23 protein-coding genes and 1 tRNA gene are annotated in these 25,379 nt (G+C 62.6%); 11 read left to right on the top strand and 13 right to left on the bottom strand.

Going from position 1 to position 25,379, the window contains the following annotated elements:
- Position 1: 1 nt before the first annotated feature.
- From RA25_RS04475 to RA25_RS04460, 4 genes are read right to left on the bottom strand one after another with little or no spacing between them, the layout of a single operon-like run.
- On the bottom strand, positions 2–1,882 hold the full coding sequence (locus RA25_RS04475; RefSeq protein WP_039170511.1) for a nitric oxide reductase activation protein NorD: 1,881 nt from the start codon (positions 1,880–1,882) through the stop codon (positions 2–4).
- A 4-nt stretch (positions 1,883–1,886) separates the two neighbouring features.
- Positions 1,887–2,681: a CbbQ/NirQ/NorQ/GpvN family protein gene (locus tag RA25_RS04470; RefSeq protein ID WP_039170510.1), complete on the bottom strand. Its 795-nt coding sequence runs from the start codon at positions 2,679–2,681 to the stop codon at positions 1,887–1,889.
- A gap of 3 nt (positions 2,682–2,684) precedes the next feature.
- Positions 2,685–4,028: a cbb3-type cytochrome c oxidase subunit I gene (locus tag RA25_RS04465; RefSeq protein ID WP_039170509.1), complete on the bottom strand. Its 1,344-nt coding sequence runs from the start codon at positions 4,026–4,028 to the stop codon at positions 2,685–2,687.
- A 13-nt stretch (positions 4,029–4,041) separates the two neighbouring features.
- Entirely contained in the window at positions 4,042–4,494 is a 453-nt protein-coding gene (locus RA25_RS04460) for a c-type cytochrome (protein WP_039150931.1), read from the bottom strand.
- A gap of 123 nt (positions 4,495–4,617) precedes the next feature.
- Here RA25_RS04460 and RA25_RS04455 point away from each other — a divergent pair, with 123 nt between their 5' ends.
- Complete coding sequence (locus RA25_RS04455) at positions 4,618–4,827, top strand: hypothetical protein (RefSeq protein WP_039150935.1); 210 nt, start codon at positions 4,618–4,620, stop codon at positions 4,825–4,827.
- Positions 4,828–5,076: 249 nt separating this feature from the next.
- Complete coding sequence (locus RA25_RS04450) at positions 5,077–6,480, top strand: methyl-accepting chemotaxis protein (RefSeq protein WP_152610578.1); 1,404 nt, start codon at positions 5,077–5,079, stop codon at positions 6,478–6,480.
- Between the two features lie 30 nt (positions 6,481–6,510).
- Here the strand turns inward: RA25_RS04450 and RA25_RS04445 are convergent, their stop codons facing one another.
- The gene (locus tag RA25_RS04445; RefSeq protein WP_019298193.1) at positions 6,511–7,206 is read right to left on the bottom strand and encodes a Crp/Fnr family transcriptional regulator; all 696 of its coding nucleotides are present in this window, start codon (positions 7,204–7,206) and stop codon (positions 6,511–6,513) included.
- A 241-nt stretch (positions 7,207–7,447) separates the two neighbouring features.
- On the opposite strand from RA25_RS04445, the gene RA25_RS04440 reads away from it, so the two are divergent.
- The 6 genes from RA25_RS04440 (at position 7,448) to RA25_RS04415 (ending at position 17,051) form a co-directional block, all read left to right on the top strand.
- Positions 7,448–8,680 carry an NnrS family protein gene (locus RA25_RS04440; protein ID WP_039170508.1) on the top strand — a complete coding sequence of 411 codons (1,233 nt, stop codon included), beginning with the start codon at positions 7,448–7,450 and terminating at the stop codon, positions 8,678–8,680.
- 78 nt (positions 8,681–8,758) lie between these two features.
- Positions 8,759–9,760 carry a cytochrome-c peroxidase gene (locus RA25_RS04435; RefSeq protein WP_082009013.1) on the top strand — a complete coding sequence of 334 codons (1,002 nt, stop codon included), beginning with the start codon at positions 8,759–8,761 and terminating at the stop codon, positions 9,758–9,760.
- Positions 9,761–9,785: 25 nt separating this feature from the next.
- Positions 9,786–12,164, top strand: coding sequence for an ATP-binding protein (locus tag RA25_RS04430; RefSeq protein WP_039170507.1), 2,379 nt, complete (start codon positions 9,786–9,788; stop codon positions 12,162–12,164).
- A gap of 235 nt (positions 12,165–12,399) precedes the next feature.
- Entirely contained in the window at positions 12,400–14,487 is a 2,088-nt protein-coding gene (locus tag RA25_RS04425; protein WP_039152120.1) for a peroxidase family protein, read from the top strand.
- A gap of 246 nt (positions 14,488–14,733) precedes the next feature.
- Positions 14,734–16,665, top strand: coding sequence for an acyl CoA:acetate/3-ketoacid CoA transferase (locus tag RA25_RS04420; RefSeq protein ID WP_019298198.1), 1,932 nt, complete (start codon positions 14,734–14,736; stop codon positions 16,663–16,665).
- A 311-nt stretch (positions 16,666–16,976) separates the two neighbouring features.
- Positions 16,977–17,051 (top strand) — tRNA-Gln (locus tag RA25_RS04415).
- 70 nt (positions 17,052–17,121) lie between these two features.
- Here the strand turns inward: RA25_RS04415 and RA25_RS04410 are convergent.
- Positions 17,122–17,994: a LysR family transcriptional regulator gene (locus RA25_RS04410; protein ID WP_039170506.1), complete on the bottom strand. Its 873-nt coding sequence runs from the start codon at positions 17,992–17,994 to the stop codon at positions 17,122–17,124.
- A 98-nt stretch (positions 17,995–18,092) separates the two neighbouring features.
- Here RA25_RS04410 and RA25_RS04405 point away from each other — a divergent pair, with 98 nt between their 5' ends.
- Positions 18,093–18,293 carry a hypothetical protein gene (locus RA25_RS04405; protein ID WP_019298200.1) on the top strand — a complete coding sequence of 67 codons (201 nt, stop codon included), beginning with the start codon at positions 18,093–18,095 and terminating at the stop codon, positions 18,291–18,293.
- Here the strand turns inward: RA25_RS04405 and RA25_RS04400 are convergent.
- Positions 18,274–18,489 (bottom strand): hypothetical protein, encoded by a 216-nt coding sequence (locus RA25_RS04400; protein ID WP_039170505.1) that lies wholly within the window; start codon positions 18,487–18,489, stop codon positions 18,274–18,276. The two genes, RA25_RS04405 and RA25_RS04400, sit on opposite strands and share 20 nt — an antisense overlap.
- Before the next feature lie 40 nt (positions 18,490–18,529).
- On the opposite strand from RA25_RS04400, the gene RA25_RS04395 reads away from it, so the two are divergent.
- Positions 18,530–19,222 carry a DUF2270 domain-containing protein gene (locus tag RA25_RS04395; protein WP_039152584.1) on the top strand — a complete coding sequence of 231 codons (693 nt, stop codon included), beginning with the start codon at positions 18,530–18,532 and terminating at the stop codon, positions 19,220–19,222.
- A gap of 6 nt (positions 19,223–19,228) precedes the next feature.
- Here the strand turns inward: RA25_RS04395 and RA25_RS04390 are convergent, their stop codons facing one another.
- The 5 genes from RA25_RS04390 to ccoN form a co-directional block, all read right to left on the bottom strand.
- Complete coding sequence (locus tag RA25_RS04390; RefSeq protein ID WP_039170504.1) at positions 19,229–20,215, bottom strand: calcium/sodium antiporter; 987 nt, start codon at positions 20,213–20,215, stop codon at positions 19,229–19,231.
- Between the two features lie 273 nt (positions 20,216–20,488).
- Positions 20,489–21,358: a cytochrome-c oxidase, cbb3-type subunit III gene (gene ccoP / locus RA25_RS04385; RefSeq protein WP_039170503.1), complete on the bottom strand. Its 870-nt coding sequence runs from the start codon at positions 21,356–21,358 to the stop codon at positions 20,489–20,491.
- On the bottom strand, positions 21,355–21,561 hold the full coding sequence (locus RA25_RS04380) for a CcoQ/FixQ family Cbb3-type cytochrome c oxidase assembly chaperone (RefSeq protein ID WP_019298205.1): 207 nt from the start codon (positions 21,559–21,561) through the stop codon (positions 21,355–21,357). Before RA25_RS04380 ends, ccoP begins: the two co-directional genes overlap by 4 nt.
- A gap of 11 nt (positions 21,562–21,572) precedes the next feature.
- Positions 21,573–22,301 (bottom strand): cytochrome-c oxidase, cbb3-type subunit II, encoded by a 729-nt coding sequence (ccoO, locus tag RA25_RS04375; protein WP_039170502.1) that lies wholly within the window; start codon positions 22,299–22,301, stop codon positions 21,573–21,575.
- Between the two features lie 14 nt (positions 22,302–22,315).
- Entirely contained in the window at positions 22,316–23,926 is a 1,611-nt protein-coding gene (gene ccoN / locus RA25_RS04370; RefSeq protein WP_029205030.1) for a cytochrome-c oxidase, cbb3-type subunit I, read from the bottom strand.
- A gap of 205 nt (positions 23,927–24,131) precedes the next feature.
- On the opposite strand from ccoN, the gene RA25_RS04365 reads away from it, so the two are divergent.
- Positions 24,132–24,971: a universal stress protein gene (locus tag RA25_RS04365; RefSeq protein WP_019298208.1), complete on the top strand. Its 840-nt coding sequence runs from the start codon at positions 24,132–24,134 to the stop codon at positions 24,969–24,971.
- 65 nt (positions 24,972–25,036) lie between these two features.
- Here RA25_RS04365 and RA25_RS04360 read toward each other — a convergent pair whose 3' ends face one another.
- The gene (locus RA25_RS04360; protein ID WP_029205031.1) at positions 25,037–25,294 is read right to left on the bottom strand and encodes a GlsB/YeaQ/YmgE family stress response membrane protein; all 258 of its coding nucleotides are present in this window, start codon (positions 25,292–25,294) and stop codon (positions 25,037–25,039) included.
- Between the last annotated feature and the right edge of the window lie 85 nt (positions 25,295–25,379).

Genomic DNA, 25,379 nt, shown 5'->3' with positions numbered 1-25,379 from the left:
CTCAGTGCTCCATGGTCAGGGATTGATAGATTTCCGGCAGCGCGCGCGGCAGCCGGTCAGGGTCAGGCAGCAGGGTGAACCCGGCGCGCCCGAAGATGCGGGCAAACCAGTCCTGCCCGTCGGCGTCGATCACAACGCCATGCACCGATTGGCCCAGGGCGCGCGCCTCTCGCACCGCCATGCGGCTGTCCTCGATGCCATGCACGCCCTCATAATGGTCCAGATCGTTGGGCTTGCCGTCGGTCAGAACCAGCAGCAAACGGCGTTCGGCGCCTTCCTCCGCCAACTGAGCAGAAGCATGGCGGATTGCCGCACCGAGCCTTGTGTAGTGGCCGGGCTTGAAGCCGCCGATGCGGGCGGTGACTGCCTCGGACATCGGATCTTCGAACCCTTTGGCACGGGTCAGGAACACCCGGTCCCGGCGCAGGGAGGAGAACCCCCAAATGCCCAGCCGGTCGCCAGCCGTGGCGATACCGCCGGCGAGGGCTGCCAGAGACTCGCGGGCAGTTTCGATCACCGGGCGGTCGCCGACCGTGGCCTCGGTCGAGCGGGAGCAGTCCATCAGCACCGCCACGCTCAGGTCGCGGGCCATCGGGCGGCTGGCCTGCCAAACCCGGTCGCTGCCCTGCTGACCGCAGGCCAGATCGACATGGGATTTCACCACCGCTTCCAGATCCAGCTCGTCGCCGTCCAGCTGCCGCGGCAGCATCACCCGGCGCGGGTGCAGCGGGGCGAACTGGCGCCGCACGCGGGACACCAGCCGCGGGTCGGGCTGGAAGCTGTCGGCAGGCTTGCCTTCGGCTTCCAGCACGCAAGTATGGGCGGACATGTGCTTGCCCAGCCGGTGATTCCATTCAGGATAGGTGAACTGGCCCGCCAGCCGTTCATGTTCGGCATCCTGCGGCGACAGGTCCAGCGAGATCCGCAGCCGCGAGGCCGCGCGTTTCATATGCTGCGAGAGGGTCAGGTTGTCCTGGTCCTCCGCCGCTTTCTGTGCGTTCTCGTTGTCGTCGTCATCCACCATGCGGTTGATGTTCAGGCTTTCGGCCCAGGACAGGATGGATTCGAACCGGTGGACGATGAAGCTGTCTTTGCGGGTGGTCTGGTCCTGATCCTGCCGCTTGGCCGTCTTGCGGGTGGAGATGGCGAGGCCCGGGGTTTTCATCGCCTCATCCGCTGCGGGGGCTGCCCCCCTGCCCGCTTGCGGCACCGGCAGGCGCAGCCAGAACGGCACCGGCTGATAAGTCCGGTAACCGCGCGGGGCAATGCAGGTGCAGGGTTCAGCGACGCGGCAGTCGGTGCCAATCTGATCCAGCACCATCCGTTCGATCCGCGCTTCGGAACGTGGCAGGCCATTGCGTTTGCGGATCCCGGCGATATGGGCACAGAACGCACCATAGGCAGACCGCAGCCCCGGACAGGCGGCAAACACCTTGTCCGCAGCGCGGGCATTGGCAGCGATCTCCAGCTGATCGGCCTGACACCGGTCTTCGTTGCGCTCAGGCAATTCGATCGAGGCGGCCATTGCAGCCAGCCACAGATAGGCCTTGCGGTTCAATTCCAGGCTGGGAAAAACAGCCATCTCCGGCGGCAGGCGCAGGCGTTCGCCATCGAAACTGGCCATATGCGCCATCTCGCGCGGGGTGCCGATGCGGCGCAGCCGGTCCGGACGGTGATCCGACAGCACCGCGGGCGCCACCTGGATTTCCACGCCCCCGGCCCCGCCCAGCGCCCGGAACAAGGCCGCCACGCTGGCGCGCATGTCCTCGAACCGGACGGTGTGTTCGGTCCCATCTTCTGCGGCGCCGATCCGTGTGGCCATGCCGTGCCACAGGTTGCCAACCGTTTCTTCGGGTTCCAGAAGGTCGAGAGCGTGGATCATGGCATCACCCGTAGACGCTGGCGGCAAGGTCGCGCAGCGCCTGCTGCACATCAGCCTCGTCGCTGAGGGGTTCGATGATGGCGGCCTCCACCGCGCGCTCCACACCCATACCTTTGGCAATCAGTGTGGCGGCGTAGATCAAGAGACGGGTGGAGACACCTTCCTCCAAATCCATGCCCGAGAGCTTGCGGATATGGCCCGCCAGGCGCACAAGCGCGGCGGAACGGTCCTCATCCAGGCCGCTCTCGCAAGCGACGACCGCAGTTTCGGCGGAGGCTTCCGGGAAGTCAAAGCCGATCGACAGGAAGCGCTGCCGGGTCGAGGGCTTCAGCTTCTTGAGGATGTTCTGGTAGCCGGGGTTGTAGCTGGCCACCAGCATGAAGGGCTTGGGCGCGGCCAGCTCCTCGCCGGTGCGGTCGATCACCAGGCGGCGGCGGTCGTCGGTCAGCGGGTGCAGCACCACCGCCACGTCCTTGCGGGCTTCGACCACCTCATCCAGGTAGCAGATGCCGCCCTCGCGCACCGCACGGGTCAGCGGACCATCGACCCAGACGGTTTCCCCGCCCTTCAGCAGGTAGCGCCCGATCAGGTCGGCAGCCGACAGGTCGTCATGGCAGGCAACGGTGTGGAGGGGCAGCCCGAGCCGGGCTGCCATATGTTCCACGAACCGCGTCTTGCCGCAGCCGGTGGGCCCCTTCAGAAGAAGGGGCAGACCGTTGGCTTGGGCCATCTCGAAGACGGTGCATTCATCGCCTGCGGGACGGTAGAAGGGCACGGAAGGCGTATTCATCGCGTTCATGGCTTACTCTCCCGGTACGGCCGCGGGGCCGGGTTTGATGACTTCGCGGCGGACCACCACAGTTGCATAGATGAACAGCAGCGCGCCCAGGACCACCACAGCACCGGAACCGAGGCGCATCAGGTAGAACAGTCCCAGCTGGTCCTGCACGTCCATGAAGTACTCACCGACAATGCGTTGCATGTGGGTCTGGATGGTGCCGGCAAAGGTCAGCACGAAGGTCATGAAGGCCATGCCGCCGGTCATCAGCCAGAAGGAGGCCATGTTCAGCACCTGGTTATAGGGGTCGCGGTTGCGCAGTTGCGGCATCGCATAGGTGAACATCGCCAGGTTCATCGCCACATAGGCGCCGTAGAAGGCAAGGTGCCCGTGGGCGGCGGTGATCTGGGTGCCGTGGGTATAGTAGTTCACCCCGTGCAGCGTGTGCAGGAAGCCCCAGACGCCCGCGCCGAAGAAGGCAACGGTGGATGCACCCAGCGACCACAGCAGAGCCGCCTTGTTCGGGTGGTTCTTGCGGCCTTTCCAGACCATGACGAAGGCAAAGCTCATCATCGCGAAGAACGGGATCACTTCGAGAGTCGAGAAAATCGAGCCGATCCACTGCCAGTAACCGGGGGTGCCGATCCAGAAGAAGTGGTGGCCGGTGCCAAGGATACCGGAGAACAGAGCCAGCGCCACGATGACATAGAGCCATTTCTCCACCACCTCGCGGTCAACACCGGTCAGCTTCAGCATCAGGTAGCCAAGGATCGCGGCCATCACCAGTTCCCAGGTGGCTTCCACCCACAGGTGGACAACAAACCACCAGTACATCTTGTCAAGCGACAGGTTGTCCGGGTTGATGAAGGCAAAGATCCACAGGAGCGAAAGCAGCCACAGGCCCATCAGCAGGATGTTGGTGATCGCGGTCTTGCGGCCTGCCAGCACGGTCAGGGAGATATTCACGAGGAAGATCACCGCCGCAACCAGGATGCCGAACTTGACCCACAGGGGCTGTTCCAGGAACTCCCGCCCGCCGTGGATGCCGACAAGGTAGGAACCGACGGCGCCCAGGGTGCCGACCACCAAAATCGCCAGCTGGATATAGGCCAGCTTGACCGAGAAGATTTCCCGCTCGCTTTCCTCGGGGATCAGGTAATAAGCAGCGCCGAAGAACCCCAGCAAAAGCCAGACCACCAGCGCATTGGTGTGCAGCATCCGCACGATGTTGAACGGCAGAAGCTCGCTCAGCGTGTTGGGCCAGACATAAATCCAGCCGGCCAGCAGGCCGCCCAGAACCTGAATGGCAAACAGGCCCATTGCCACCATGAAATAGGCATAGGCCACTTTTTGAGATTGATATTTCATTGTTTTTCTCCCCTCAGCCCGCGTCGTTCGGCGGCCAGTTCTGGGTGTCGGTCTGATCCGCCCAGCGTAGGAATTCGGACAAGGCCTTGGTTTCTTCTTCCGTCAGATCGAAGAACGGCATCTGGCGGCGGCCCTCGACTCCGGAGGGCTGCGACTTCATCCAGCCATCAAGCATTTCATAGGCGCCTTCCGGGTCGTCCAGCACGCCCCAGCGGGTCATCACATTGCCCACTTCCGGTGCGAAATAGGCACCCTCGCCGTGCAGCGTGTGGCAGTTGATGCAGGAATGGCGCTCCCACACATGTTTGCCCTGGCGAACCTCGTCGGTCAGCTCCATGCCAGCGGTGGACGTGTTGACGATGAAGCGGTGGCTGTGCGCGGTCATGGCCACGAACACGACAACGAAGAACAAGGAGCCCCCGTAGAACACGTTCCTGGCCCGCGACTTGGTAAGTATCTCTGACATATCGCGGTCCTGAGTACAGTTGCGGATGGGTTCTGCCTAAACCCGCGCACCGCCGCGAATATTGTCGAAGCGCAAAGACCAGCCCCATTGCTGCACGCAAGATGCAGGAAAAGGAGGATGCCCATGCGCCGCCCCGATTTCGACGATCCCGACTTGCCTTTGTCAGAACTATTCCACCACTGGCCCGCCTGCGCGGGCGAGTTCATGAACCGTCAGATGCTTTGCCCCGGCTGCCCGATCGCACCGTTCCACACGCTGATCGATGCCTGCGAGGAATACGGGCTGGAGGAGATGGCATTCAGGGAGGAGTTGCGGGGGGCCGCGTTAGTTTGAGACTAGCCGGGGCTGGATTGCAGGTCGCGAAGCATCCGCCCGCTGCTGACTGTCTTTACACCTGAGCTTGTACTTTCAGTGCCGTATGATTGGGCAGGTTCACTGCCTGGAAAGACTTGAAGCACTCATGTCTCGTCCTGCTCAGAAGGCGCCAAAGGCGCATTAACTTTTTTATTCTGTTTTTACGATATGACTGGTGATCCAGAGGAGTGAGGCCCAGCAATCCTTGGAGTACAGCTAGTGTTTTTTATGAGGAAAAAGTCGAATACGACTGAGAAGGACGACACCTCTGCCATCATCGCCGGAATGGTTGACCGCACGCAGGCGACCATTCAATTCCACCCTGATGGCACGATCATCACCGCGAACCAGAACTTTTTGAGCGCATTGGGTTATGGCCTGGAGGAGATCCAGGGAAAACACCATTCCATGTTTGTCGCTCCGGAACTGGTCGCATCAAATGACTACAAAACCTTCTGGTCGGATCTTGCCAGCGGCAAAGTGTTCTCGGACCAGTTTCCGCGAGTGACGAAGGCCGGTGAAACAATCTGGATCCAGGCGACATATGCCCCGGTGGAAGATGAAAACGGCAAGGTGGTGAGGGTGGTGAAAGTTGCCTCCGACATCACCGCGCGGCGCCGCGCGCTTGATGAGATCGGAGAAGGCCTTGAGGAACTCAGCGGCGGCAACCTGACCCACCGGGTCGCGGTTTCCGACCTTCCGGATGTCGGCGCCCTGGGCAAGACGTTCAATCACTCGCTTGAGCAGCTCAGCTCTTCTGTGAGGACGGTCAAGCAAGTGTCCTCCGCAGTTGGCCGCACCGCCCAGGAAATTTCGCAGTCAGCCGGCGACCTGTCCCAGCGGACTGAAAGCCAGGCCGCCACCCTGGAGGAAACGGCTGCGGCCATTGAACAGCTGTCAGCAACTGTAAAAGCTTCTGCCGAAGGCGCCCAGAAAGTGGACGGCATCGTAACAGAAGCCAAAACATCGGCAGAACGCAGCGGCGAGGTCGTGAGCAGCGCAATTGACGCGATGGCGCAGATTGAAAATTCTTCTGAACAGATCTCCAAAATCATTGGAGTGATTGACGACATCGCGTTCCAGACCAACCTTCTGGCGCTGAACGCCGGCGTTGAAGCCGCCCGGGCCGGTGAAGCCGGACGCGGGTTCGCGGTTGTTGCTTCCGAGGTCCGCGCGCTTGCCCAGCGCTCCGCGGACGCTGCCGGCGAAATCAAGCAGCTGATCGGTGAAAGCAACCGGCAGGTCGCGGCAGGCGTCGATCTTGTTGGCAAGTCCGGCGAAGAACTGCAGCAGATCATCAAGAGCGTCGCCACAATCTCAGAGCATATCCAGGATATCGCAACCGGCGCTTCCGAGCAGTCGACGGCACTGATTGAGATCAATCAGGGGGTTGCGCAGCTCGATCAGGTCACCCAGCAAAACGCGGCGATGGTCGAACAGACCTCAGCGGCGAGTCAGATGCTGACCAATGACGCCTGCCATCTCACCCAGGAGGTGTCCAAGTTCAAAGATGGCAGCGAGGGACCGGAACCGGCAGCAACGGCCCGCAAATCCGCACCGCCAGCTTCCTTCACGGACACACGGCCTGGACAGGAAGATCTGCCGATGGCCCAGGGTTGGGATAACTTCTGACCTCATCATTCGCTGCCACGGCGGAAGATACTACCCCTGCGCCCCGCTCAGGAGCACCAGCCTGTGCGGGGCCGTGACCACGATATGCTTGCGGGTGGAGTGCACAATGCCCTCCTTCTCCCAGGCCGACAGCAGACGGCTCACCGTGTGCAGCGTGGTGCCGGTCATCTCGGAGATATTGCGGCGGGTCACCGGGAAGGCGATCTCGATCCCTTCCTCCACCTTGCGGCCCGACTGGTTCACCATTCGCAACAGCGCCGCCGCCACCCGCTGCTCCACGGCTTGCGTCGCCAGTTCGGTTATCCGCGTCTGCATCTCCCCAAGCCGCTGGCCCAAGGTGCTGTAGCTCTCAGTAGCAAAACCTTGATACTTGGCGGTGAATTCCGCCCACAGCCGCACCGGCCACGACAGAGCCAGCGATTCCGAGGCCGCCACCGCGGTCGCCGGATAGGTGTCGCGGTTCAGCGCCGGCGCAATACCGAACAGCTGGCCCGGCGAAATATGCAGCGCGATGATCTGCTCGCCGCCCTCAGTGGTCTTCACCACCCGGATGTAACCGTCCAGCAGCAGATGGAACCGCTCGGCGTCATGGCCCTCATGAAAGATCTCCGCCCCCTCATCATACCGCTTGGGCAGCGCCTGATCGAGGATTTCGCGGATCTGGCTGCGCTCCAGGAGGCTGAAGGGCGGCAGCCCGGAGAGAAGGCTTTCGTCGAGCTTGGACAAGAATGCACCGCAAGTTTGCTGAAGGACAAAGTGGTCACTCCGCCGTTATCGCATAGTGGCAGCAGAGGAAACAACCGTGCGGGAAAAAACGGGAAACCGGATTTGAGGGAGCCTCCCTCCCCCTGCCTGCCGGAGCTGATCCACGGGGTTCGGCGAAAGATTGCGTCCCTTGCGCTGAACCGGCGGGCGGCCCCTGACCAGTGCCGCCCGCCTGTCTTTGACCGGACGCAAGGAGGCCGTCATGGCTGCGCGAACCAACTATACCGGACCTGTTCTCTTTTCCTTCGGCTTCCGGCCATTCTTTCTGGGGGCCTGTCTTTTTGCCGTGCTGGCGATCCCCGCTTGGCTGCTGATCTGGCGCGGCGATCTGGAATACAGCGGCGTGATGCTGCCAACAGACTGGCACATTCACGAGATGATCTTCGGGTACGGCGCTGCGGTTGTGGCGGGCTTCCTGTTCACTGCGGTGCCGAACTGGACCGGGCGGATGCCTGCGCGCGGGCTGCCCCTGGCACTGCTGTCCGGCCTTTGGCTGCTGGGCCGGCTGGCGGCAGCGGGCTGGCTGGGGCTGCCCGCGCTGGGGGTGATGGCGGTGGATTGCGCCTTCCTGGCCGCGGTGATTGCCATGATCGCACGCGAGATCATCGCCGGTGAAAACTGGCGCAATCTCAAGGTGCTGGTGCCGGTCACCCTGCTCGGTATTGCCAACGCCTGCTTCCACATAGAGGCGATGACTGAAGGCGCCGCGGATCTGTCCCGCCGTCTGGGCATCGCGGTTCTGATTTTCCTGATCATGCTGATCGGCGGGAGGATCATTCCCAGCTTTACCCGCAATTGGCTGGCCAAGCGCGGGGCTGGAAAAATGCCTGTGCCATTCGGCAGGTTCGACGCGGTGACGCTAGTCTTCGGCGCGGCCGCGCTGCTGGCCTGGACGGCAGCGCCCTGGGCTGCCGCCACCGGCGTCTTGCTACTGGCCGCGGGCCTGCTGCACACGGTACGGCTGGCGCGCTGGCGCAGCCTGGCCACCCTGCCGGATCCGCTTTTACTGATGCTGCACTTGGCCTATGCGATGGTGCCTGCCGGGCTGATTGCAGCAGGCGGCGTGCCCTTCGGCCTGATGGAGCCTCCTGCCGCGGTACATGTCCTGGGTATCGGTGCAATTGGCGGCATGACACTGGCGGTGATGATGCGCGCCACCATGGGCCACAGCGGCCGCCCGCTGGAGGCAGGCCCTGCGCTGACCCTTGCCTTCATGCTGCTGCTGGGCGCCGTTGCCGCACGTGTTGCAGGCGGCACGAGCCTGGTTGCAGGTCTGGACGGTATCACCGTCTCGGCTGGCCTGTGGACCGCAGGGTTCGCGCTAATGGTGTTGAAGGCCGGCCCCTGGCTGGTCACCCGGCGGATCGGCCCCAAGAAGGTCTCCGGGAAACCCGCCCAGCCACCTGCACAGCAGGCAGCAGCAGGACAGGCATAGCTCACCATATTTTAACGGCCTTCTCAGATGATGCCATTCCGGTTAACTAGGTTATGGAACGCGAAGAGGAGGTCCTGAATGCGGTGGAAAGCTGCTGCCGCTGCCGTAGTGCCGCTGCTGTTTTGGACTGTCCAGAGCCTGGCTGAAACGGCCGGGCTCGATGCGTTCCGGCGGCCGGCAACCGTTCCGTTTCCAGCCGAAGCCCCTTACAACCGCGAGATCGCAACACTCGGCAAGATGCTGTTCTTTGATCCGCGCCTCTCCGGCGGGCAGAACATCAGCTGCTCCAGCTGCCACAACCCGTCTTTCGGCTGGGAAGTCCCGGTCTCCAAGGCGATGGGCGCGGCCGGCACTCCGATCCGCCGCCACGCACCGACGATCCTGAATGCCGCATGGATCACGCCGCTCTTCTGGGACGGGCGCGTAACAAGCCTGGAAGAACAGGCTGCCGGGCCGATCACCGCACCGGATGAAATGAACGCCACCTTCGAGGAAATTACCAAACGTCTGTCGGCAGTGGATGACTACAGAATCTGGTTCGGCCGGCTGTTTCCCAGCCGCGGCATCCGCAAGGACACCGTGCTGACCGCGCTGGCCACCTATCAGCGGACCATAGTCAGCGGTGTCGCCGACTTTGACCGCTGGGTGGAGGGAGATGAAACGGCGGTTTCCGATGCCGCCAAACGGGGTTTTGCGCTGTTTACCGGTAAGGCAAACTGCATTTCGTGTCATACAGGCTGGATGTTCACTGACAACCAGCTGCATGATGTCGGGCTGCAATCCGGCGATCTTGGCGGCGGCGGCTTGGTGCCGCCCAATCCGGACCAGAACTTCCGCTTCAAGACCCCGGGCCTGCGCAATATCGTGCTGCGGGCGCCCTACATGCACGACGGCTCGCTGGCATCGCTGGAGGAGGTGATCCGCCACTATGCCGCCGGCGGAGCAGCCGCGGCGGACCGGTCTCCGGATATTGATAGCTTCACTCTCTCTGCTGACGACACTGCTGATCTCATTGCTTTCCTCGAAACGCTGACGGACACAGAGACCAATGTGCCGACTCCAATCCTGCCGGCCAACTGATGCGTACGGCTGAGGGACACCACGCATGAACATCAAACGGTCCATAGTCCTTCCGGTTCTGGTCATCGCGGTGGCCGCGCTGTTCGCCGCGCTGCTGGTTGGCGGCATGGCGATCTATGCCTCAGCCCGCAAAGACGCCGTTCTGGAGACCTCGCTGGAGGCAACCCGGCGTGCCAGCAGCGTCAGCACCGGCATCACCACCGCAGAAGAATATGCCATGGACGTTCTGGCGATGACACGGCTGATCCCGCAGGAGGAGGTGGCCCGGCAGTTCCAGGCCTATCTAAAATCAATAAACGGGGATCTGGCGGCCCTTCTGGCCCTGCCGCTGCCGGAGTCATTGCGCGCAGAGGTCAAGGCGCTGGACACCGCCTTTGCGGATTGGTGCGTGAAGGCAGTTATCCTTCTTGGCATCAGATCAGAACGGGACATCCCAACCCTTAGCGCACTGACCATGAGCAGCGAGGCCGTTACTGCCCAGGCCGAGACTGTCACCGCGCAGGCCGCCGGTCATGCGGAACGCGCTGTTGCTGCGGCAAACGGGGCGCTCACCCGGATTCTGGTGCTGGGATTGACCGGAACCACCCTCCTGATGGCCGCAGCCCTGATGTTTGCCATGCGCAAGGCGCGCGGCTTTTCCGCGGCAATGCAGCTTGCCGCCCAGAAATTGCGGCGGCTCGCCACCCGGGAACAGCCCGCGGCGCCGGAAAGCGACAATGAGATTGCCGCGGTGTTCAGGGCACTCGACACCTTGGAAACCAGCCTGGAAGAAAAGAAGCGGATTGCCGACCGGCTGCTGCAGGAAAAAGCCCGTGCAGAAGCCGCGACGGAGACCAAGTCTCGTTTCCTCGCCACCATGAGCCATGAAATCCGCACCCCCATCAACGGCGTGCTTGGGATGGCCGAGGTTCTAAGTGAAACCAGCCTGACACCAGAGCAGCAATCCTGCACAAGCACGATCCTGGCCTCCTCCGAGGCATTGCTGCGCATCGTCAACGACATCCTCGACTTTTCCAAGCTGGAAGCTGGCAAGACGCAGATGCTGGAGCAACCCTTCAACCTGCGCGACGTGATCTATGATGTTGCTGCACTGATGTCCCCCAGCGCTACGGCCAAGGGCGTGGAAATCTGCATCGACATTCCGGAAGGCACCCCGGCGGTCTTTTCGGGTGACAGCGGTCGTGTGCGGCAGATCCTGATGAACCTGGTCGGCAATGCCGTAAAGTTCACGCTTGAGGGCCACATCAGCATCACCCTCAACTACGACGCCAGCCACAAAATTCCGCTGTGCATTGATGTGCGCGACACCGGCGTTGGCATCCCCGAAGACAGCATTGGGCAGATATTCCACGCATTCGAGCAGGTCGAGAGCACCACAGCCCGGCGGTTCGAAGGCACCGGCCTGGGACTGGCGATCTCGTCGCGGCTGGCCCAAGCAATGGGCGGCAGGATTGATGTGGTTTCGGTGTCCGGTGAAGGCTCCTGTTTCACCGTCTGCCTGACGCTGCCTGTGGCGGCCCCAATCCCGCACCCTTCACGCCCGCTTGCAGGCAAGAATGTGGCGGTCATTGCCGATCTGGCATTCTCCCGCGAGGTGCGCCTGCGCCAGTTGGAATACTGGGGAGCCGCGGCGAGTGCTCCGACCGGGCTCCCGGAACTGATGGCACAGCTGCAAACCCCGGCCGCTAGCGCCCCCCTGCCCGACCTCGTGCTGGTGGAAAACAGCCTGCCGCTGGCGCAGGCCAGGTCCCTGTGCCAGGATCTGCATGCGCTGCCTGGCTGCCGGGAGCTGCCCCTTGTCTACTGTACTGGCGGCCAGCTGCTTGCCGACTACCAGGCACTGCAAAGCTGCAAGACCGTGCATGTTCTGATGAAGCCCGCTCGCGGCAGGCTTCTTCTCCGGACACTGCAGAAGGCGCTGAACACAGGGCCAGTTCAGGCCGCCGCCACCCGCCAGACAGGGTCCGGGCACTCAGCTGGCCAGTTCAGCGGCCTCCGGGTCCTGGCGGCAGAGGACAACCGCACCAACCAGTTGGTGCTGAAGAAGATGCTTGCCCCGACCGGCATTCAGCTTACCATTTGCAGTAACGGTCAAGAGGCCGTTGATACCTATGCCGCTCAGAACTTCGACCTGGTGCTGATGGACATGTCGATGCCGGTCATGGACGGGCTGGAGGCAACCCGGCGCCTGCGGGACTGGGAGCGGGAAAACGGGCGCAGCCCTTGCCCGATTGTGGCGCTTACCGCCAATGTCCTGAGCACCGATGAAGCCGCCTGCCGCGCGGCCGGAATGGTTGGGTTCCTGTCCAAGCCCGTGCGCAAGAAGGAACTGCTGGACCAGATTGCCAAATGGACGCAAAAACCGGCCGAAGAACAGCCAGAAACCCAGGCCAAACAGGCCTGAATCCGGCGCAGTACGCACAACTCAACTGATTATCAGGCTGTTATTTAAGTCAAAAAAAATACATCACGAAAACTCACAATCAGTCACAAAAATATGATAAACTGAAAGGTGATCCTGTGCTCCAGCAGTGTTTTTTCGCTTGGAGCCGGCAGGTGATAAGCCGCCGCTGCGCGCTGGGGAGTGTGCATGGCGCGGCGGCGTTTCTAGTGAAAGTAACGAGTGATTGGGGGATCACATGTCCAATTTGAAGATTGGGGCCGCGCGCCCCGCCGATGGCACTTCCGCAAATCCTGACCATCCTGACTGGGGCGCCACGAACACGGCGCTGATGCATATGGCACCCAGCGGACTGGGACCAAACGGCGAGATGGCCGGTGAAGACCGGCCCAACCCGCGCGAAGTTTCGAACATTCTGTCACAGCAGCACGGTACCACGCACACTGCCGGCGGCGCCTCTGATTTCCTGTGGATCTGGGGCCAGTTCCTGGACCACGACCTGTCACTCTCCGGTGCGGAAAGCGAGATCACCGCACATATTGAAGTACCGGCAGGCGATCCGTTTTTTGACCCGTTCGGCACCGGCCAGGCCATCATTCCCTTTACCCGGGTCGAGCACCATCACGACGGCTATCACAACGAGATCACCGCCTATATCGACGCCTCGATGATCTATGGATCGACCGTAGAGATGGTCAGCGCAATGCGCGATGCCGGCGGCAAACTGAAAATGACCAAGGATGATCTTCTGCACCGTGACGGCGACGGCTTTTTAACCGGCGATGTCCGTGCGGCCGAAAATGTCGCCTTGACATCGATGCACACCCTGTTCACGCGCGAGCATAACAGGCTGGTCGACGAACTGGCAGCAAAAGACCCGATGCTGTCGGATGATGACCTTTTCGAAGCCGCCCGCGCCCGGGTGGAGGCTCTGGTGCAATCCATCACCTTCAAGGAATTCCTGCCCATTCTGATCGGCAAGGATGCCTTCGACGACTACCAAGGTTATGACAAGGGGGTGAACCCGGGGATTGCGATCGAGTTTTCTACCGCTGTTTACCGTTTGGGGCACACTCTGCTGTCCTCCAATCTGCAGCGGGTCACCGAGAGCGGCAAAGAGCTGGATCCGCTGGCTCTGCGCGATGCGTTTTTCCAGCCGCATCTGGTCAGCCAGAAAAACATGATCGAAAACGTGCTGCGCGGCGCGGCCACTCAAACCTCGGAGGCCATCGACACCAAGGTGGTTGAGGACGTGCGTTCCTTCCTGTTCGGGCCGCCGGGCGCCGGCGGTCTTGACCTGGCAGCTCTGAACATCCAGCGTGGCCGCGACATGGGTGTCGCCAGCTACAACGACCTGCGCGAGGCCCTGGGCCTGTCGCGGGCCGAAAAATTCTCTGACATCACCTCAGACACAGCGCTGGCAGCAAAGCTCAAGGAGGCCTATGGCGATACCGACCTGCTGGACGCCTGGATTGGCGGCCTGGCCGAAGATCCCCACGGTAAGGGCCTGTTGGGTGAAACCTTCACAATTGTGATGATTGATCAATTCACCCGGTTGCGTGACGGCGATCCTTACTGGAGCGAAGGGCGCGATGGCATTCCAAAGCGTGAGCTCGCAGATCTCTGGGACACCAGCCTATCGGACGTCATCGTGCGCAACACCGATGTCCAACTGCTGCAAAAGGACGTTTTTGCCGCGATGGAGCGCATCATCGGCACCAAGGGCGATGACGACCTGTTCGGCACCAGCGGGCGCGACTTCATGCACGGTCGCATCGGCTCAGATTTCCTGAAGGGGCGCGCCGGAGATGATGACCTGCAAGGCGGCGGCGGCAACGACACGCTGATCGGCAACAAGGGCGACGACTGCCTGGATGGCGGCGGCGGCCTGGACCTGCTTCTGGGCGGCTCTGGTGACGATTTCATCTTTGGCGGCTCCCATAAGGATACGCTCAGTGGCGGCAGCGGCAATGACGAGCTTGAAGGCGGCAACGGCCACGATCTTCTGCGCGGCAACAAGGGGAATGACACCCTGGACGGCGGCCGCCACAATGACGTGCTGGTTGGCGGTGAGGGCGATGACCTGCTCACGGGCGGCACCGGTGCCGACGTATTCCTGTTCAAGACATCCCACACCGGTGAGGACACCATCACGGACTTCGAACTTGGCAAGGACTTCATCAAAGCTGAAGGCCCGACACGCAATGCGCTGCAAATCACGGACCTGGGAGACGATCTTGAGGTTTCCGATGGCGGCAACTGGTCTGTGGTCCTGGAGGGCATCAGCCTGCAAGACTGGCAGAACTCCGGCTTCAGCCTGTTCTGAGCCTGTAGGACAGATAATCCCCAATGGGCGAGCGGCCGGTTCAGGCCCCTCGCCTTATCAGGCACATGATGACGCCAATCGGAAACTTCCCGGCCGGCGCGTCGGCCGGATGTCGTAACTCCCCAAAACGCTGACGCAATCGAAAGACAGCACGGAACCCCACCACGCCTAACATTCCCGACCAAACTGCCGCGTGGACATTGATCCCTACCCGGCGGCAAGCAGCTTCGGGGAGGAGGCGACGCCATGAAAGACAAGACAACCACGACCGAACAGGCAATGGCGCTGATCCGCGACGGCGACGTCGTGACAACCACCGGCTTTGTGCAAAGCTGCATACCGGAAATGCTGCACGCGGCGCTGGAAAAGCGCTTCCTGGCCGAAGGCGCCCCCCGCGACCTCACCCTGATCATGTGCGCGGGCGCCGGCGACAGCAAAGGCTTGGGCACGGGGCGGCTGCACCACGACGGGCTTTTGCGCCGGGTGATTGCCGGTAATTTCGGCCGCATGCCCAAGGTTGCCCAGGCCGCGCAGGAGAACAAGATCTGCGGCTACAACTTGCCTCAGGGGGTGATCTCGCAGCTCTACCGCGCCTGCGCCGCCGGCCAGCCCGGCCTGTTCTCCAAGGTCGGCCTGCATACCTATGTCGACCCGCGCCACGGCGGCGGCAAGGTCAACAAAGTGACCGAGGAGGACATCGTCCGCTACCACGAAGTCGATGGCGAGGAATGGCTGTTCTACAAGGCCACCAAGATCGACGTCGCCTTCATTCGCGGCACCAGCGCCGACCGCTCAGGCAACATCAGCATGGAGCGCGAGGCGCTGACACTGGACTGCCTGGCCCAGGCGATGGCCGCCCACAACAACGGCGGCATCGTCATCGCCCAGGTGGAACGCATCGTCGAGGACGGCTCGATCAAGCCCAAGGATGTGAAGATCCCCGGCCTGCTGGTGGACTGCGTCTGCGTCGCCGACGACCCGGACATGCACCGGATGAACTACGGCGTTCAGCATAATCCCGCGCTTTCCGGCGAAATACGGGTGCCCGTAGAAGGCATCGCCAAGATGCCGCTGGATCAACGCAAGATCATCGCTCGCCGCGCCGCATTTGAGCTGCCGCCCAACGGTGCGGTGAACCTCGGCGTCGGCGCGCCTGATGGTGTGGCAGCCGTGGCCAACGAGGAAAAAGCCACCCCTTATATCACCCTCACCACCGAGGCAGGCGCGGTCGGCGGGGTGCTGGCAGGCGGCTCCAGCTTCGGCTCCTCTGCCAATGCCGACGCCATTATCGACCAGAACCAGATGTTTGATTTCTACGACGGCGGCGGGCTTGACCTCACCTGCCTCGGCATGGCCGAATGCGACGCCGAGGGCAGCGTCAACGCCTCCCGCTTCGGCGGCCGTCTGAACGGCTGCGGCGGCTTCATCAACATCTCCCAGAATTCCCGCGCCGTGGTCTTTGCCGGCACCTTCACCGCCGGCGGGCTGAAGGTTGCGGTGGAAAACGGCGAGTTGCGCATTGTGCAGGAAGGCCGCAACAAGAAATTCGTGCGCCTGATCGAGCAGATCACCTTCTCGGGCCCTTATGCCTCCAAGCGATCGCAGCCGGTGCTCTACGTGACCGAGCGCTGCGTGCTGCAGCTGACCCCCAAGGGGCTGGAACTGATTGAGATTGCCCCCGGCATCGACTTGCAGCGCGACATTCTGGATCAGATGGAGTTCAAGCCGATCATTGAAAACGTCGCCCTGATGGATGCCCGCATCTTCCGGGACGAGCCGATGGGTCTGATGAACGACCTGTTGAACTTCAACCTTTCAGAACGGGTCACCTATGACGCCGCCCGCCACACCATGTTCCTCAACCTCGAAGGCTGGAGCGTCCGCAAGAAACAGGACGTCGAGGATCTGGACCGCGTTCTGCAGGATGCCTTTGCCAAAAGCGGCCGCGATGTCAGCATGGTGATGAACCAGAACGGCTTCCGCATCGCCGAAGATCTGCAGGACGACTACGCAAACTCTGTTGGTCAGACTCTGGAGGCGTATTCGTCTTCGATCGCCCACTACACCACCAGCGCCTTCATGCGCCTGAAGATGCAGGGTGAGCTCGCCAGCCGCGGCGTGCAGCCGCATATCTTTGAAAGCGGCGAGGAAGCGCATCAGGCGATCTGGGGCTCCTGACAGCGGCACCGTCAGGGCCGCCCCCGCAGCGGGCCGACCCTTGCTCCCCACCGCAGCTTCGCGCCTTTTCCGCCGTCATCCGCGGCCTCCGCAACGTCGCATTTCCGGGCCGCCCGCCCCCCGAAACCGCCTCCCGGATGATCGACCATCGCATTGAATCAACACTGTTTTTCAACATCTTTCAGCACCCGGCCCGGTACCTCAGCGCGGACAACGGGGCGATTTCCGGAGCCGCCGAAAGAAGATCTGCATTTTTTTTCAAAAACCCTCTTGCACCCCCCCGAAACAAACTTTAGACAGCGCCTCACCGATGGGGTGTAGCCAAGTGGTAAGGCAGCGGTTTTTGGTACCGTGTACCGTAGGTTCGAATCCTACCACCCCAGCCATCGGCCTCCTGACATAGCGAAACAAGGTAAAAATCGGCTTCAAAGAGCTGGTTCTTGCTCTGCACAGGCTTCAGATGCCAGCTTGGCGGCTGAGCCAGGCGGTGAAACTGCGGGCCTCCGGGCGGAGCACGCCTTTGCGGGTTGCAATGTGATAGCCTAAGTTTTCGCCTTCGGTGAACAGGGCCAGCAGGCGGCCGGTCTGCAGGTCCTCGGCGACAAATGCCTGCACGCTGACCGCAACCCCCTGCCCCGCACGGACCGCCTGCATCAGCAGGTTACCGGGCAGCCGGGTTCGAGGGCCGCGCAGACTGTCCTTGACGCCCCGCGATTCCAGCCAGCGCGAAGCCTCCGTCGTGCCCAGCTCCTCCAGCCAGGGCAGATCCAGCAAGTCCTCCGGTGCCGCCACCCGGCGCCCGCGCAGCAGGCTGTCCGCCGCGATCACAACCATTGGCGACTGGAGCAGCATCCGGGCCTCCAGCCCTGGCCACGCTCCACCGCCATAACGGATCGCAATGTCGATACCGCCGGGCTTCAGCTCGACGATCTCGCCTCTCGGGTCGAGCACCAGATCGATCTCGGGATGCGCCGCCTGAAAATCCGCCAGCCGCGGCATCAGCCAATGGGCCGCAAACATCGGCGTGCAGGTGACATGCAGCGGCCGGGCGGCGCCGGCGGCAGAGATATCCAGCACCGCCGCTTCGATCGCGCCGAACCCCAGTTGCAGCGCCCGCGCCAGATGTTCGCCGTCAGCGGTCAGCGTCAGCGCCCGGCCGCTGCGGTCCAAGAGCGCTGCGCCCAGATGCGCCTCCAGCGCCCGCAGCTGCTGGCTGATGGCAGCGTGACTCACATTCAGCGCAGCGCCCGCCTGCACCACATTTCCGGTCTCGGCAAAGGCAGCAAAGGCTCTGAGCGCCGCAAGCGGCGGCATGTGCATCCAATCCATATGTAATTACACCTTACATAGCGACATTCTTCTTAACTCGCAGGAATCGCCTGTTCAGGCAAGAGTCAGGACCACACGCCAGAACAGGAGGCCGTGACATGCTGAATGATATCTATGCCCGCTCGATGATGACCGCCGCCCGCCAGGACTGTGTGCGGCTGCGCGATCTGCCGCCGGCAAAACCGCTGCCGCGCGCCTATCAGGCCCCGCCGCGCGCACCGGGGCTGCTGGCCAGGCTCGCTGCATGGCTGCGCGGCCGGCCGATGCAGGTCCGCTGCGTCAACCCGCAGAAGATTTGAAAAGAAAAAAGCGCCGGTTTTCCAGGAAACGCGCGAACAGATCGGAAAACCGGCGCATGGCCCGTTTGGCCTGCACGTCGGCCTCGCGGGATTTCTTGCTGCCCAGGAGGGGTACTAGCCAAGCAGCAATCTCTTTCATCTGCGGTTTTACCCCGATTGCGGCATCTGCAGTTTGATGCGGATCAAACTGGCGCAAATAATTTGCCCGGCTGCGCCAAAAAACTTACCCTTGTTTCATGGACACGTCACAGCGCGAACAGACGGCGGCCGGTGCCCGCGCACCGCTGTCACCGGATGAAGTCGGAGCACTTGCGCATCTGTACCGCGGAGAGATTTATCGCAGCACGGTCTGGCGCACCCGGCTCGACACCACCACCAACTGGTCGGTGGTAACACTGGGCGTGGCGCTGTCGATCTCCTATTCCTCGCCCGAGGCCTCGCCGCTGCCGCTGATCCTGGTCGGCGTTCTGATCATCTTCTTCCTGATGCTGGAAGCCCGGCGCTACCGCTATTTCAATGTGTTCCGCGCCCGCGCCCGCTGGCTGGAGACGCATTTCTATACCCCGATGCTGGTAGAGGGCGACCTGCACCTGGAGGAGCACTGGCAGGACGTTCTGGCCGCCGATTATTTGCGGCCCGAGTACCATGTCGGCGTGATGACCGCGATCGGGCGGCGGATCCGGCGCAACTATTTCTGGATCCTGCTGATCCAGTCGCTGGCCTATGCGGGCAAGCTGGCGGTGCACCCCACTGGTGTGACCTCCTGGCAGCAAGCGCTGGACCGCGCCGACATCGGCCCCTTCCCGGGGGAGCTGGTGCTGGCCACAGGCGTCTTCTACGTTGTGCTTTGGGGCGGCATCGCCTGGTGGAGTGCCCGCACCGACGCCGCCCGTGCCAGCAAGCGCAAATCGATGACGTCTATGGGCTGAGGCCGCTCAGACGGGCCACAGCCACCAGACATAGGCACCATATCCTGCCAGCAGCACCGCCCCCTCGCACCGGGACACCCGCAAGCCGGTCCAGGCCAAGGTCAGAAACGCCACTGTAATGCCCAGCATGACCACGTTGCCGAAACCGGCAATCCGCTCCGGCACCTCTGACGGGGCGATCAATGCAGTGGCGCCGCCGATGCCCATCAGGTTGTAAATGTTGGAACCGATGATGTTGCCGAATGCCATCTCTCCCTGCCGCCGCAGCGCGGCTGCAACCGAGGTCGCAAGTTCCGGTGCCGAGGTGCCTACCGCCACAATCGTCAGGCCGATCACCGTTTCGGACACCTGCATCATCCGCGCCAGCTGCACCGCCCCGTCGACCAGCAGCCCGCCGCCGCCGAGCACCAGCACCAGCCCGCCCAGCGCCGTGGCAAGCGGGCGCCACAGCGGCAGTCTGGCCGTGTGTGCAGGTGAAACTGCCGGATCCACCCCCTCCAGCGCGGCGGCCTTGTCAAACAATGCTCCGTGCTCTGCAGCAGGTGCTGTCCGTTCCTGCCGGATGGCGAACCAGACATAGACCGCCAGTGCCAGCACAAAGGCCAGCCCGGCAGTCCGCGTCACCGGAACCGTTGCGGCAAGCGCAGCAAAGATCACCGTAGCCGCCAGCATGACTCCACCATCGCGCCGCAGCGCCGCCGACTGCACCGCTATAGGTGCGATCAGCGCCGACACGCCGGCAATCAGCAGTATATTGGCAATGTTGGAACCGGTGATATTGCCATAGGCGATCCCCGGCGCCCCGGCCAGCGCCGCCCGGACCGAGGTCACCAGTTCCGGCGCAGAGGTGCCAAAGCCCACCAGGGTCAGGCCAATCACCAGCGGCGACACCCTGAACCGCTCCGCCACGCGCACGGCGCCGCGCACCAGAAACTCGCCGCCAAGGATCAGCAGCAACAGCCCGCCCAGAAGCGGCAGCCAGACTTCAAACAAGAAGGAACGTCTCCAAGGTCGGCCATGTCGTGTCCAAGGCCGCACAGCCTGCACCGCTCACCTGCCGGTCCGGCAATGCCTGCGCCGGGCGCTTTCAGTGGGTGCTTGCGCAGAAAATGATATCGCACCCCATCCGGTTTCAAGGGGGCTTGCAATAAATCCGCTTTTCCCGGTTCCCAGGTCAGGATCCGCTCATCCTGCACCGCCGGCGCAACGAAAAAGGGCCGCCCTTGGGGGCGGCCCTTTCTGCTTTCCCGCCAATCCGGGCCTGGCTTATTCGCCGCCGCCCAGCTGGTGGACATAGGCCGACACCGCGCGGATCTGCGCCTCTGTCAGGCGGGTGTTCCAGGCCGGCATCACGCCATAGCGCGAGTTGCTGACAGTCTCGGTCAGCGTGCCGTAGTCGCCGCCATAGAGCCAGATCGCATCCGCCAGGTTCGGCGCGCCCTGCGCGCGGTCACCGGTGCCGTCTTCCATGTGGCAGGAGGCACAGTTGTCGGCAAAGACAACCGAACCGGCCTCGACCTTGGACGCATCCTGAGGCTCGCCCGACAGCGACATCACATAGTTGACCACCTGAGAGATTTCCTCTTTCTCAAGCAGCTCGTCGCGGCCAAAGGCAGGCATCTCGGAATAGCGCGCTTCGTCGCTGTCCTCGTTGCGGATCCCGTGGGTGATGGTGGCGTGGATATCCTCCACCGAGCCGCCCCAGAGCCAGTCGTCGTCCAACAGGTTCGGATAGCCCTTGGCGCCAGCCGCACCAGAACCGTGACACTGGGCGCACCAGGTCTTGAACACGGCAGAACCCGCGGATACCGCATAGGGACCCAGTTCCGCATCTTCCGCGATGGCGGTCAGCTCAGCCGCCTCCAGCTTGGCATTGACCGGCGCGTTGGCTTCTTCCACCGCGGTGATCTCCGCCGCGACATCGGCCCGGGTCGACCAGCCAAGCACCCCCGCGGTGGCGCCGTTGATCAGCGGCCAGGCCGGATAGGCGATGGTGTAAAGGACGCCCCAGATGATGGTGGCATAGAAGGTCCACAGCCACCAGCGCGGCATCGGGTTGTCGAATTCCTCAATCCCGTCCCACTCGTGGCCGGTGGTGTTCGGATCGCCTTCGAATTTCTGCGATTTCTTGCTCATGCCCTCGCCTCCTTAGTCGCGGCGGGTTGGTCCTGGCTGGGCGCAGGTGCGTCGTCATGCCGGAACGGAATGTTTGCGGTGTCCTTGTAGGCCTTGGTGCTGCCCGGGCGGAACGCCCAGACAATCACACCAATGAAAAAGGTGAACAGGAACAGCAGCATCCAGCTGTCGGCGAACTGCCTGAGGAGTGTGTAGAGTTCCATACCATCCTCCCTCAGCGGCTCGCGTCCGGGGTGAAGGTCGAGAAGTCGACCAGCGTGCCCAGCATCTGCAGATAAGCGATCAGCGCATCGGCCTCGGAGATCCCCGGCTGGCCGTCAAAGTTGCGCACGTTGATGTCCTCACCGTAGCGCTCCAGCAGCCCGTCATAGTCGCTGTCCGGGTCGGCCTGGGCGCGGAAGTCAGCCTGCGCAGCCTCGATCATCTCGTCGCTGTAGGGCGTGCCCAGCAGCGCGTTGGTGGCCATGATGTCGCCGATGTATTTACCGTCGATCTTCTTCTCCTCGAGGAAACCGTACTTCGGCATCACCGATTCCGGCACCACCGACTGCGGGTCGCGCAGGTGGTCTGCGTGCCACTCATCCGAGTAGCGGCCGCCGACGCGGGCCAGATCCGGCCCGGTCCGCTTGGAACCCCACTGGAACGGACGGTCGTACATCGACTCCGCTGCCAGCGAGTAGTGGCCGTAACGCTCGACCTCGTCGCGCATCGGACGGATCATCTGGCTGTGGCAGACATAGCAGCCTTCCCGGATGTAGACCTCGCGGCCCGCCATCTCGAGCGGGGTGTAGGGACGCATGCCCTCCACCTTCTCGATGGTGTTTTCCAGGTAGAACAGCGGTGCGATCTGCACCAGGCCGCCGATGGTCACGACCAGGAAGCTGAAGATCAGCAGCAGGGTCGCGTTGGTCTCGAGGATCTTATGTTTGTCGAGAATAGACATAGCTTCCTGGCTCCTTATTCAGCCGGGACCTGGACCGTCAGGCTGGCCTCTTTGGCCGGCGCCTTACGGACCGTCATCCACAGGTTGTAGCACATGATGATGGAACCCGCGAGGAACATCACCCCGCCCAAGCCCCGCACCACATACATCGGGAACTTCGCTGCCACGGTGTCGGCAAAGGAGTTCACCAGGAAGCCGTTGGCGTCCACTTCACGCCACATCAGGCCTTCCATGATACCGGTCACCCACATCGATGCGGCATAGAGAATGATGCCCATGGTGGCGAGCCAGAAGTGCCAGGAGACCAGGCGCAGGCTGTACAGGCTCTCACGCTTCCACAGCGCCGGCACCAGATAGTAGAGCGCGCCGAAGGTGATCATGCCGTTCCAGCCCAGCGCGCCGGAATGCACGTGGCCAATGGTCCAGTCGGTGTAGTGCGACAGCGAGTTCACCGCGCGGATCGACATCATCGGGCCCTCAAAGGTGGACATGCCGTAGAAGCCCAGCGAGATCACCATCATCCGGATCACCGGGTCGGTGCGCAGCTTGTCCCAAGCGCCCGACAGGGTCATCAGGCCGTTGATCATGCCGCCCCAGGAAGGCATCCACAGGATCACCGACATCACCATGCCCAGGGTCGAGGCCCAATCCGGCAGCGCGGTGTAGTGCAGGTGGTGCGGACCGGCCCAGATATAGAGGAAGATCAGCGCCCAGAAGTGGATGATCGACAGCTTGTAGGAGAACACCGGACGCTCGGCCTGTTTCGGGATGAAGTAATACATCATGCCCAGGAAGCCCGCGGTCAGGAAGAAGCCCACAGCGTTGTGGCCGTACCACCACTGGATCATAGCATCCTGCACGCCCGGCCACACGATGACCGACTTGGAGCCCCAGATCGAAACCGGGATGGTCATGTTGTTGATCAGGTGCAGCATCGCCACGGTGACGATGAAGGACAGGTAGAACCAGTTCGCCACATAGATATGCGGCTCCTTGCGCTTGATGATGGTGCCCAGGAACACTGCCAGATAGGCCACCCAGACGATGGTCAGCCACAGGTCGACGTACCATTCGGGCTCGGCGTATTCCTTAGATTGGGTGCCGCCCAGCAGATAGCCGGTTGCCGCCAGCACGATGAACAGCTGGTAGCCCCAGAACACGAACCAGGCCAGGTTGCCGCCCCAAAGGCGCGCCGCGGAGGTCCGCTGCACCACATAAAAGGAGGTCGCAATCAGCGCGTTGCCGCCAAAGGCAAAGATCACCGCAGAGGTATGCAGCGGGCGCAGGCGGCCAAAGTTGGCCAGGCCCTCGGCCCATTCGAAGTTCAGCGCCGGAAACGCCAGCTGAAACGCGATGAAGGTTCCCGCCAGGAACCCGACCACACCCCAGAAGGCGGTTGCAATCGTGCCAGCGCGGATCACGCTGTCGAAATACTCATTTTCCAGACCGGCGGGTGCCATTTTCGGCTCGTCGGTTCTGCGCAAAGTGTAGAGAAACAGGCCGCCAGCCACGATCATCACGATGATCGCGTGCACCTGGTAAGCCAGATCCCGCGCGTAATTGGTGCCGATCATCGCAAACAGCGTGACCAGACCAAGCGCTATCAGCTTGATATAATTAGACATCTTGCGTCCCTTTGCCATGCCCCCGCGATTCTTGCGAAACCGGAGACGTTATTAGACCGCGCCCTTCATGCAAAACGCGCCTTTCTGCCGCCTTGATCTGCATCAAGACATTTCCGGGCAACATGTGACACTTCTTCCCGAGCAGTGAAACTCCACGCACCAGCACCCGTCAGGATTGCGGTGCACTTTCCGCCGAGAGGTGTCAATGTCCTACAAGTCCTTACTTACCGTTCTGACAGCTGCGGACACCGCAGCGGCGCCTTTGGCGCAAATTGCGGCCCTGGCTGAGGAATTCGGCGCCCATGCCGATGCGCTCTGCCTCGGAGTGGACCGCACCCAGACAGGATACTACTATGCCGGCGCCAATGCGATGGTGCTGCAGGAAACCCTCGCCCGGGCGCAGGAAGAGGCCGAAGAGGTTCAGGCCCGGGCCGATGCGATCCTGCAGCAGGCGGGCGTGGCCTACGGCACCGACAGCGGCGTTGCCCAAATCGCCGACATCGGCCGCCATGTGGCCCGTCAGGCACGGTTCTCCGATCTGGTGGTGCTGGGCCAGCCCTATGGATCAGGCAAGCGTGCAGAGGCAGAACCAATCGTCGAAGCCGCCCTGTTCGAAGGCCGCGCGCCGGTGCTGGTGGTGCCGGACAAGGGCGCGCCGCTGAAGCAGCCCAAGACTGTACTGGTCGCGTGGAACGAAAGCATCGAGGCAATGACCTCGATCCGCCGTGCGATGCCGTTCCTGCAGGGCGCGGAACTGGTCCGCATCGCGGTGATCGACCCGCCGCAGCATGGCCCCGAACGCTCCGATCCCGGCGGCATGCTGGCGCAGATGCTGGCCCGCCACGGGGTCAATTGCGAGATCGACGTGCTCAGCAAGACGCTGACCCGGGTGTCGGACGTGCTGAACCGCCACGCCGCTGACACTGCCGCCGACCTGATCGTGATGGGCGCCTATGGCCATTCCCGCTTCCGCGAGGCGATCCTGGGCGGCGCCACCCGCAACATGCTGGAACAAGCCGCGGTGCCGGTGCTGATGGCGCACTAGGGCCAGCCAGGTTACACAACAGAAAGGCGCCCCGCAGGGCGCCTTTTTCGTTTCCGCGGCTGGACCTAGCTTGCCTTGCGTATCAGGCCGATCAGGAACAGCAGGATCACCGCGCCGATGGTGGCGTGGATCAGCGACCAGAAAAAGCCGCCGCCCGCGGCAAACCCCAGCGCCGGAAAGATGGTGCCGGCCAGGAAGGCACCGACCACGCCGACGATGATATTGCCAAGGATGCCAAAGCCGCGCCCCTGCATGATCTTGCCTGACAACCAGCCCGCCAGCGCCCCGATGATCAGCATCCCGATCAGACTTCCAAACTGCATTGCCGCCTCCATGTGTTGTTACCGCAATAGTAGAACACAACCGCGGCTCCGGGTCACCCGCTGCCGTCAGGTCCGGCAGCCAGAA

Source organism: Leisingera sp. ANG-S5 (assembly GCF_000813925.1).
Taxonomy (GTDB): domain Bacteria; phylum Pseudomonadota; class Alphaproteobacteria; order Rhodobacterales; family Rhodobacteraceae; genus Leisingera.
The sequence above is the reverse complement of the archived record's forward strand: the minus strand, read 5'-3'. Positions and strand labels throughout refer to the sequence as shown.

Excerpts from the sequence above, each read along its gene's own strand:
- RA25_RS04475 (WP_039170511.1), bottom strand. The coding sequence starts at position 1,882 with ATGATCCACGCTCTCGACCTTCTGGAACCCGAAGAAACGGTTGGCAAC.
- RA25_RS04470 (WP_039170510.1), bottom strand. The coding sequence starts at position 2,681 with ATGAACGCGATGAATACGCCTTCCGTGCCCTTCTACCGTCCCGCAGGC.
- RA25_RS04465 (WP_039170509.1), bottom strand. The coding sequence starts at position 4,028 with ATGAAATATCAATCTCAAAAAGTGGCCTATGCCTATTTCATGGTGGCA.
- RA25_RS04460 (WP_039150931.1), bottom strand. The coding sequence starts at position 4,494 with ATGTCAGAGATACTTACCAAGTCGCGGGCCAGGAACGTGTTCTACGGG.
- RA25_RS04455 (WP_039150935.1), top strand. The coding sequence starts at position 4,618 with ATGCGCCGCCCCGATTTCGACGATCCCGACTTGCCTTTGTCAGAACTA.
- RA25_RS04450 (WP_152610578.1), top strand. The coding sequence starts at position 5,077 with ATGAGGAAAAAGTCGAATACGACTGAGAAGGACGACACCTCTGCCATC.
- RA25_RS04440 (WP_039170508.1), top strand. The coding sequence starts at position 7,448 with ATGGCTGCGCGAACCAACTATACCGGACCTGTTCTCTTTTCCTTCGGC.
- RA25_RS04435 (WP_082009013.1), top strand. The coding sequence starts at position 8,759 with ATGCGGTGGAAAGCTGCTGCCGCTGCCGTAGTGCCGCTGCTGTTTTGG.
- RA25_RS04430 (WP_039170507.1), top strand. The coding sequence starts at position 9,786 with ATGAACATCAAACGGTCCATAGTCCTTCCGGTTCTGGTCATCGCGGTG.
- RA25_RS04425 (WP_039152120.1), top strand. The coding sequence starts at position 12,400 with ATGTCCAATTTGAAGATTGGGGCCGCGCGCCCCGCCGATGGCACTTCC.
- RA25_RS04420 (WP_019298198.1), top strand. The coding sequence starts at position 14,734 with ATGAAAGACAAGACAACCACGACCGAACAGGCAATGGCGCTGATCCGC.
- RA25_RS04410 (WP_039170506.1), bottom strand. The coding sequence starts at position 17,994 with ATGGATTGGATGCACATGCCGCCGCTTGCGGCGCTCAGAGCCTTTGCT.
- RA25_RS04405 (WP_019298200.1), top strand. The coding sequence starts at position 18,093 with ATGCTGAATGATATCTATGCCCGCTCGATGATGACCGCCGCCCGCCAG.
- RA25_RS04395 (WP_039152584.1), top strand. The coding sequence starts at position 18,530 with ATGGACACGTCACAGCGCGAACAGACGGCGGCCGGTGCCCGCGCACCG.
- ccoP (WP_039170503.1), bottom strand. The coding sequence starts at position 21,358 with ATGAGCAAGAAATCGCAGAAATTCGAAGGCGATCCGAACACCACCGGC.
- RA25_RS04380 (WP_019298205.1), bottom strand. The coding sequence starts at position 21,561 with ATGGAACTCTACACACTCCTCAGGCAGTTCGCCGACAGCTGGATGCTG.
- ccoO (WP_039170502.1), bottom strand. The coding sequence starts at position 22,301 with ATGTCTATTCTCGACAAACATAAGATCCTCGAGACCAACGCGACCCTG.
- ccoN (WP_029205030.1), bottom strand. The coding sequence starts at position 23,926 with ATGTCTAATTATATCAAGCTGATAGCGCTTGGTCTGGTCACGCTGTTT.
- RA25_RS04365 (WP_019298208.1), top strand. The coding sequence starts at position 24,132 with ATGTCCTACAAGTCCTTACTTACCGTTCTGACAGCTGCGGACACCGCA.
- RA25_RS04360 (WP_029205031.1), bottom strand. The coding sequence starts at position 25,294 with ATGCAGTTTGGAAGTCTGATCGGGATGCTGATCATCGGGGCGCTGGCG.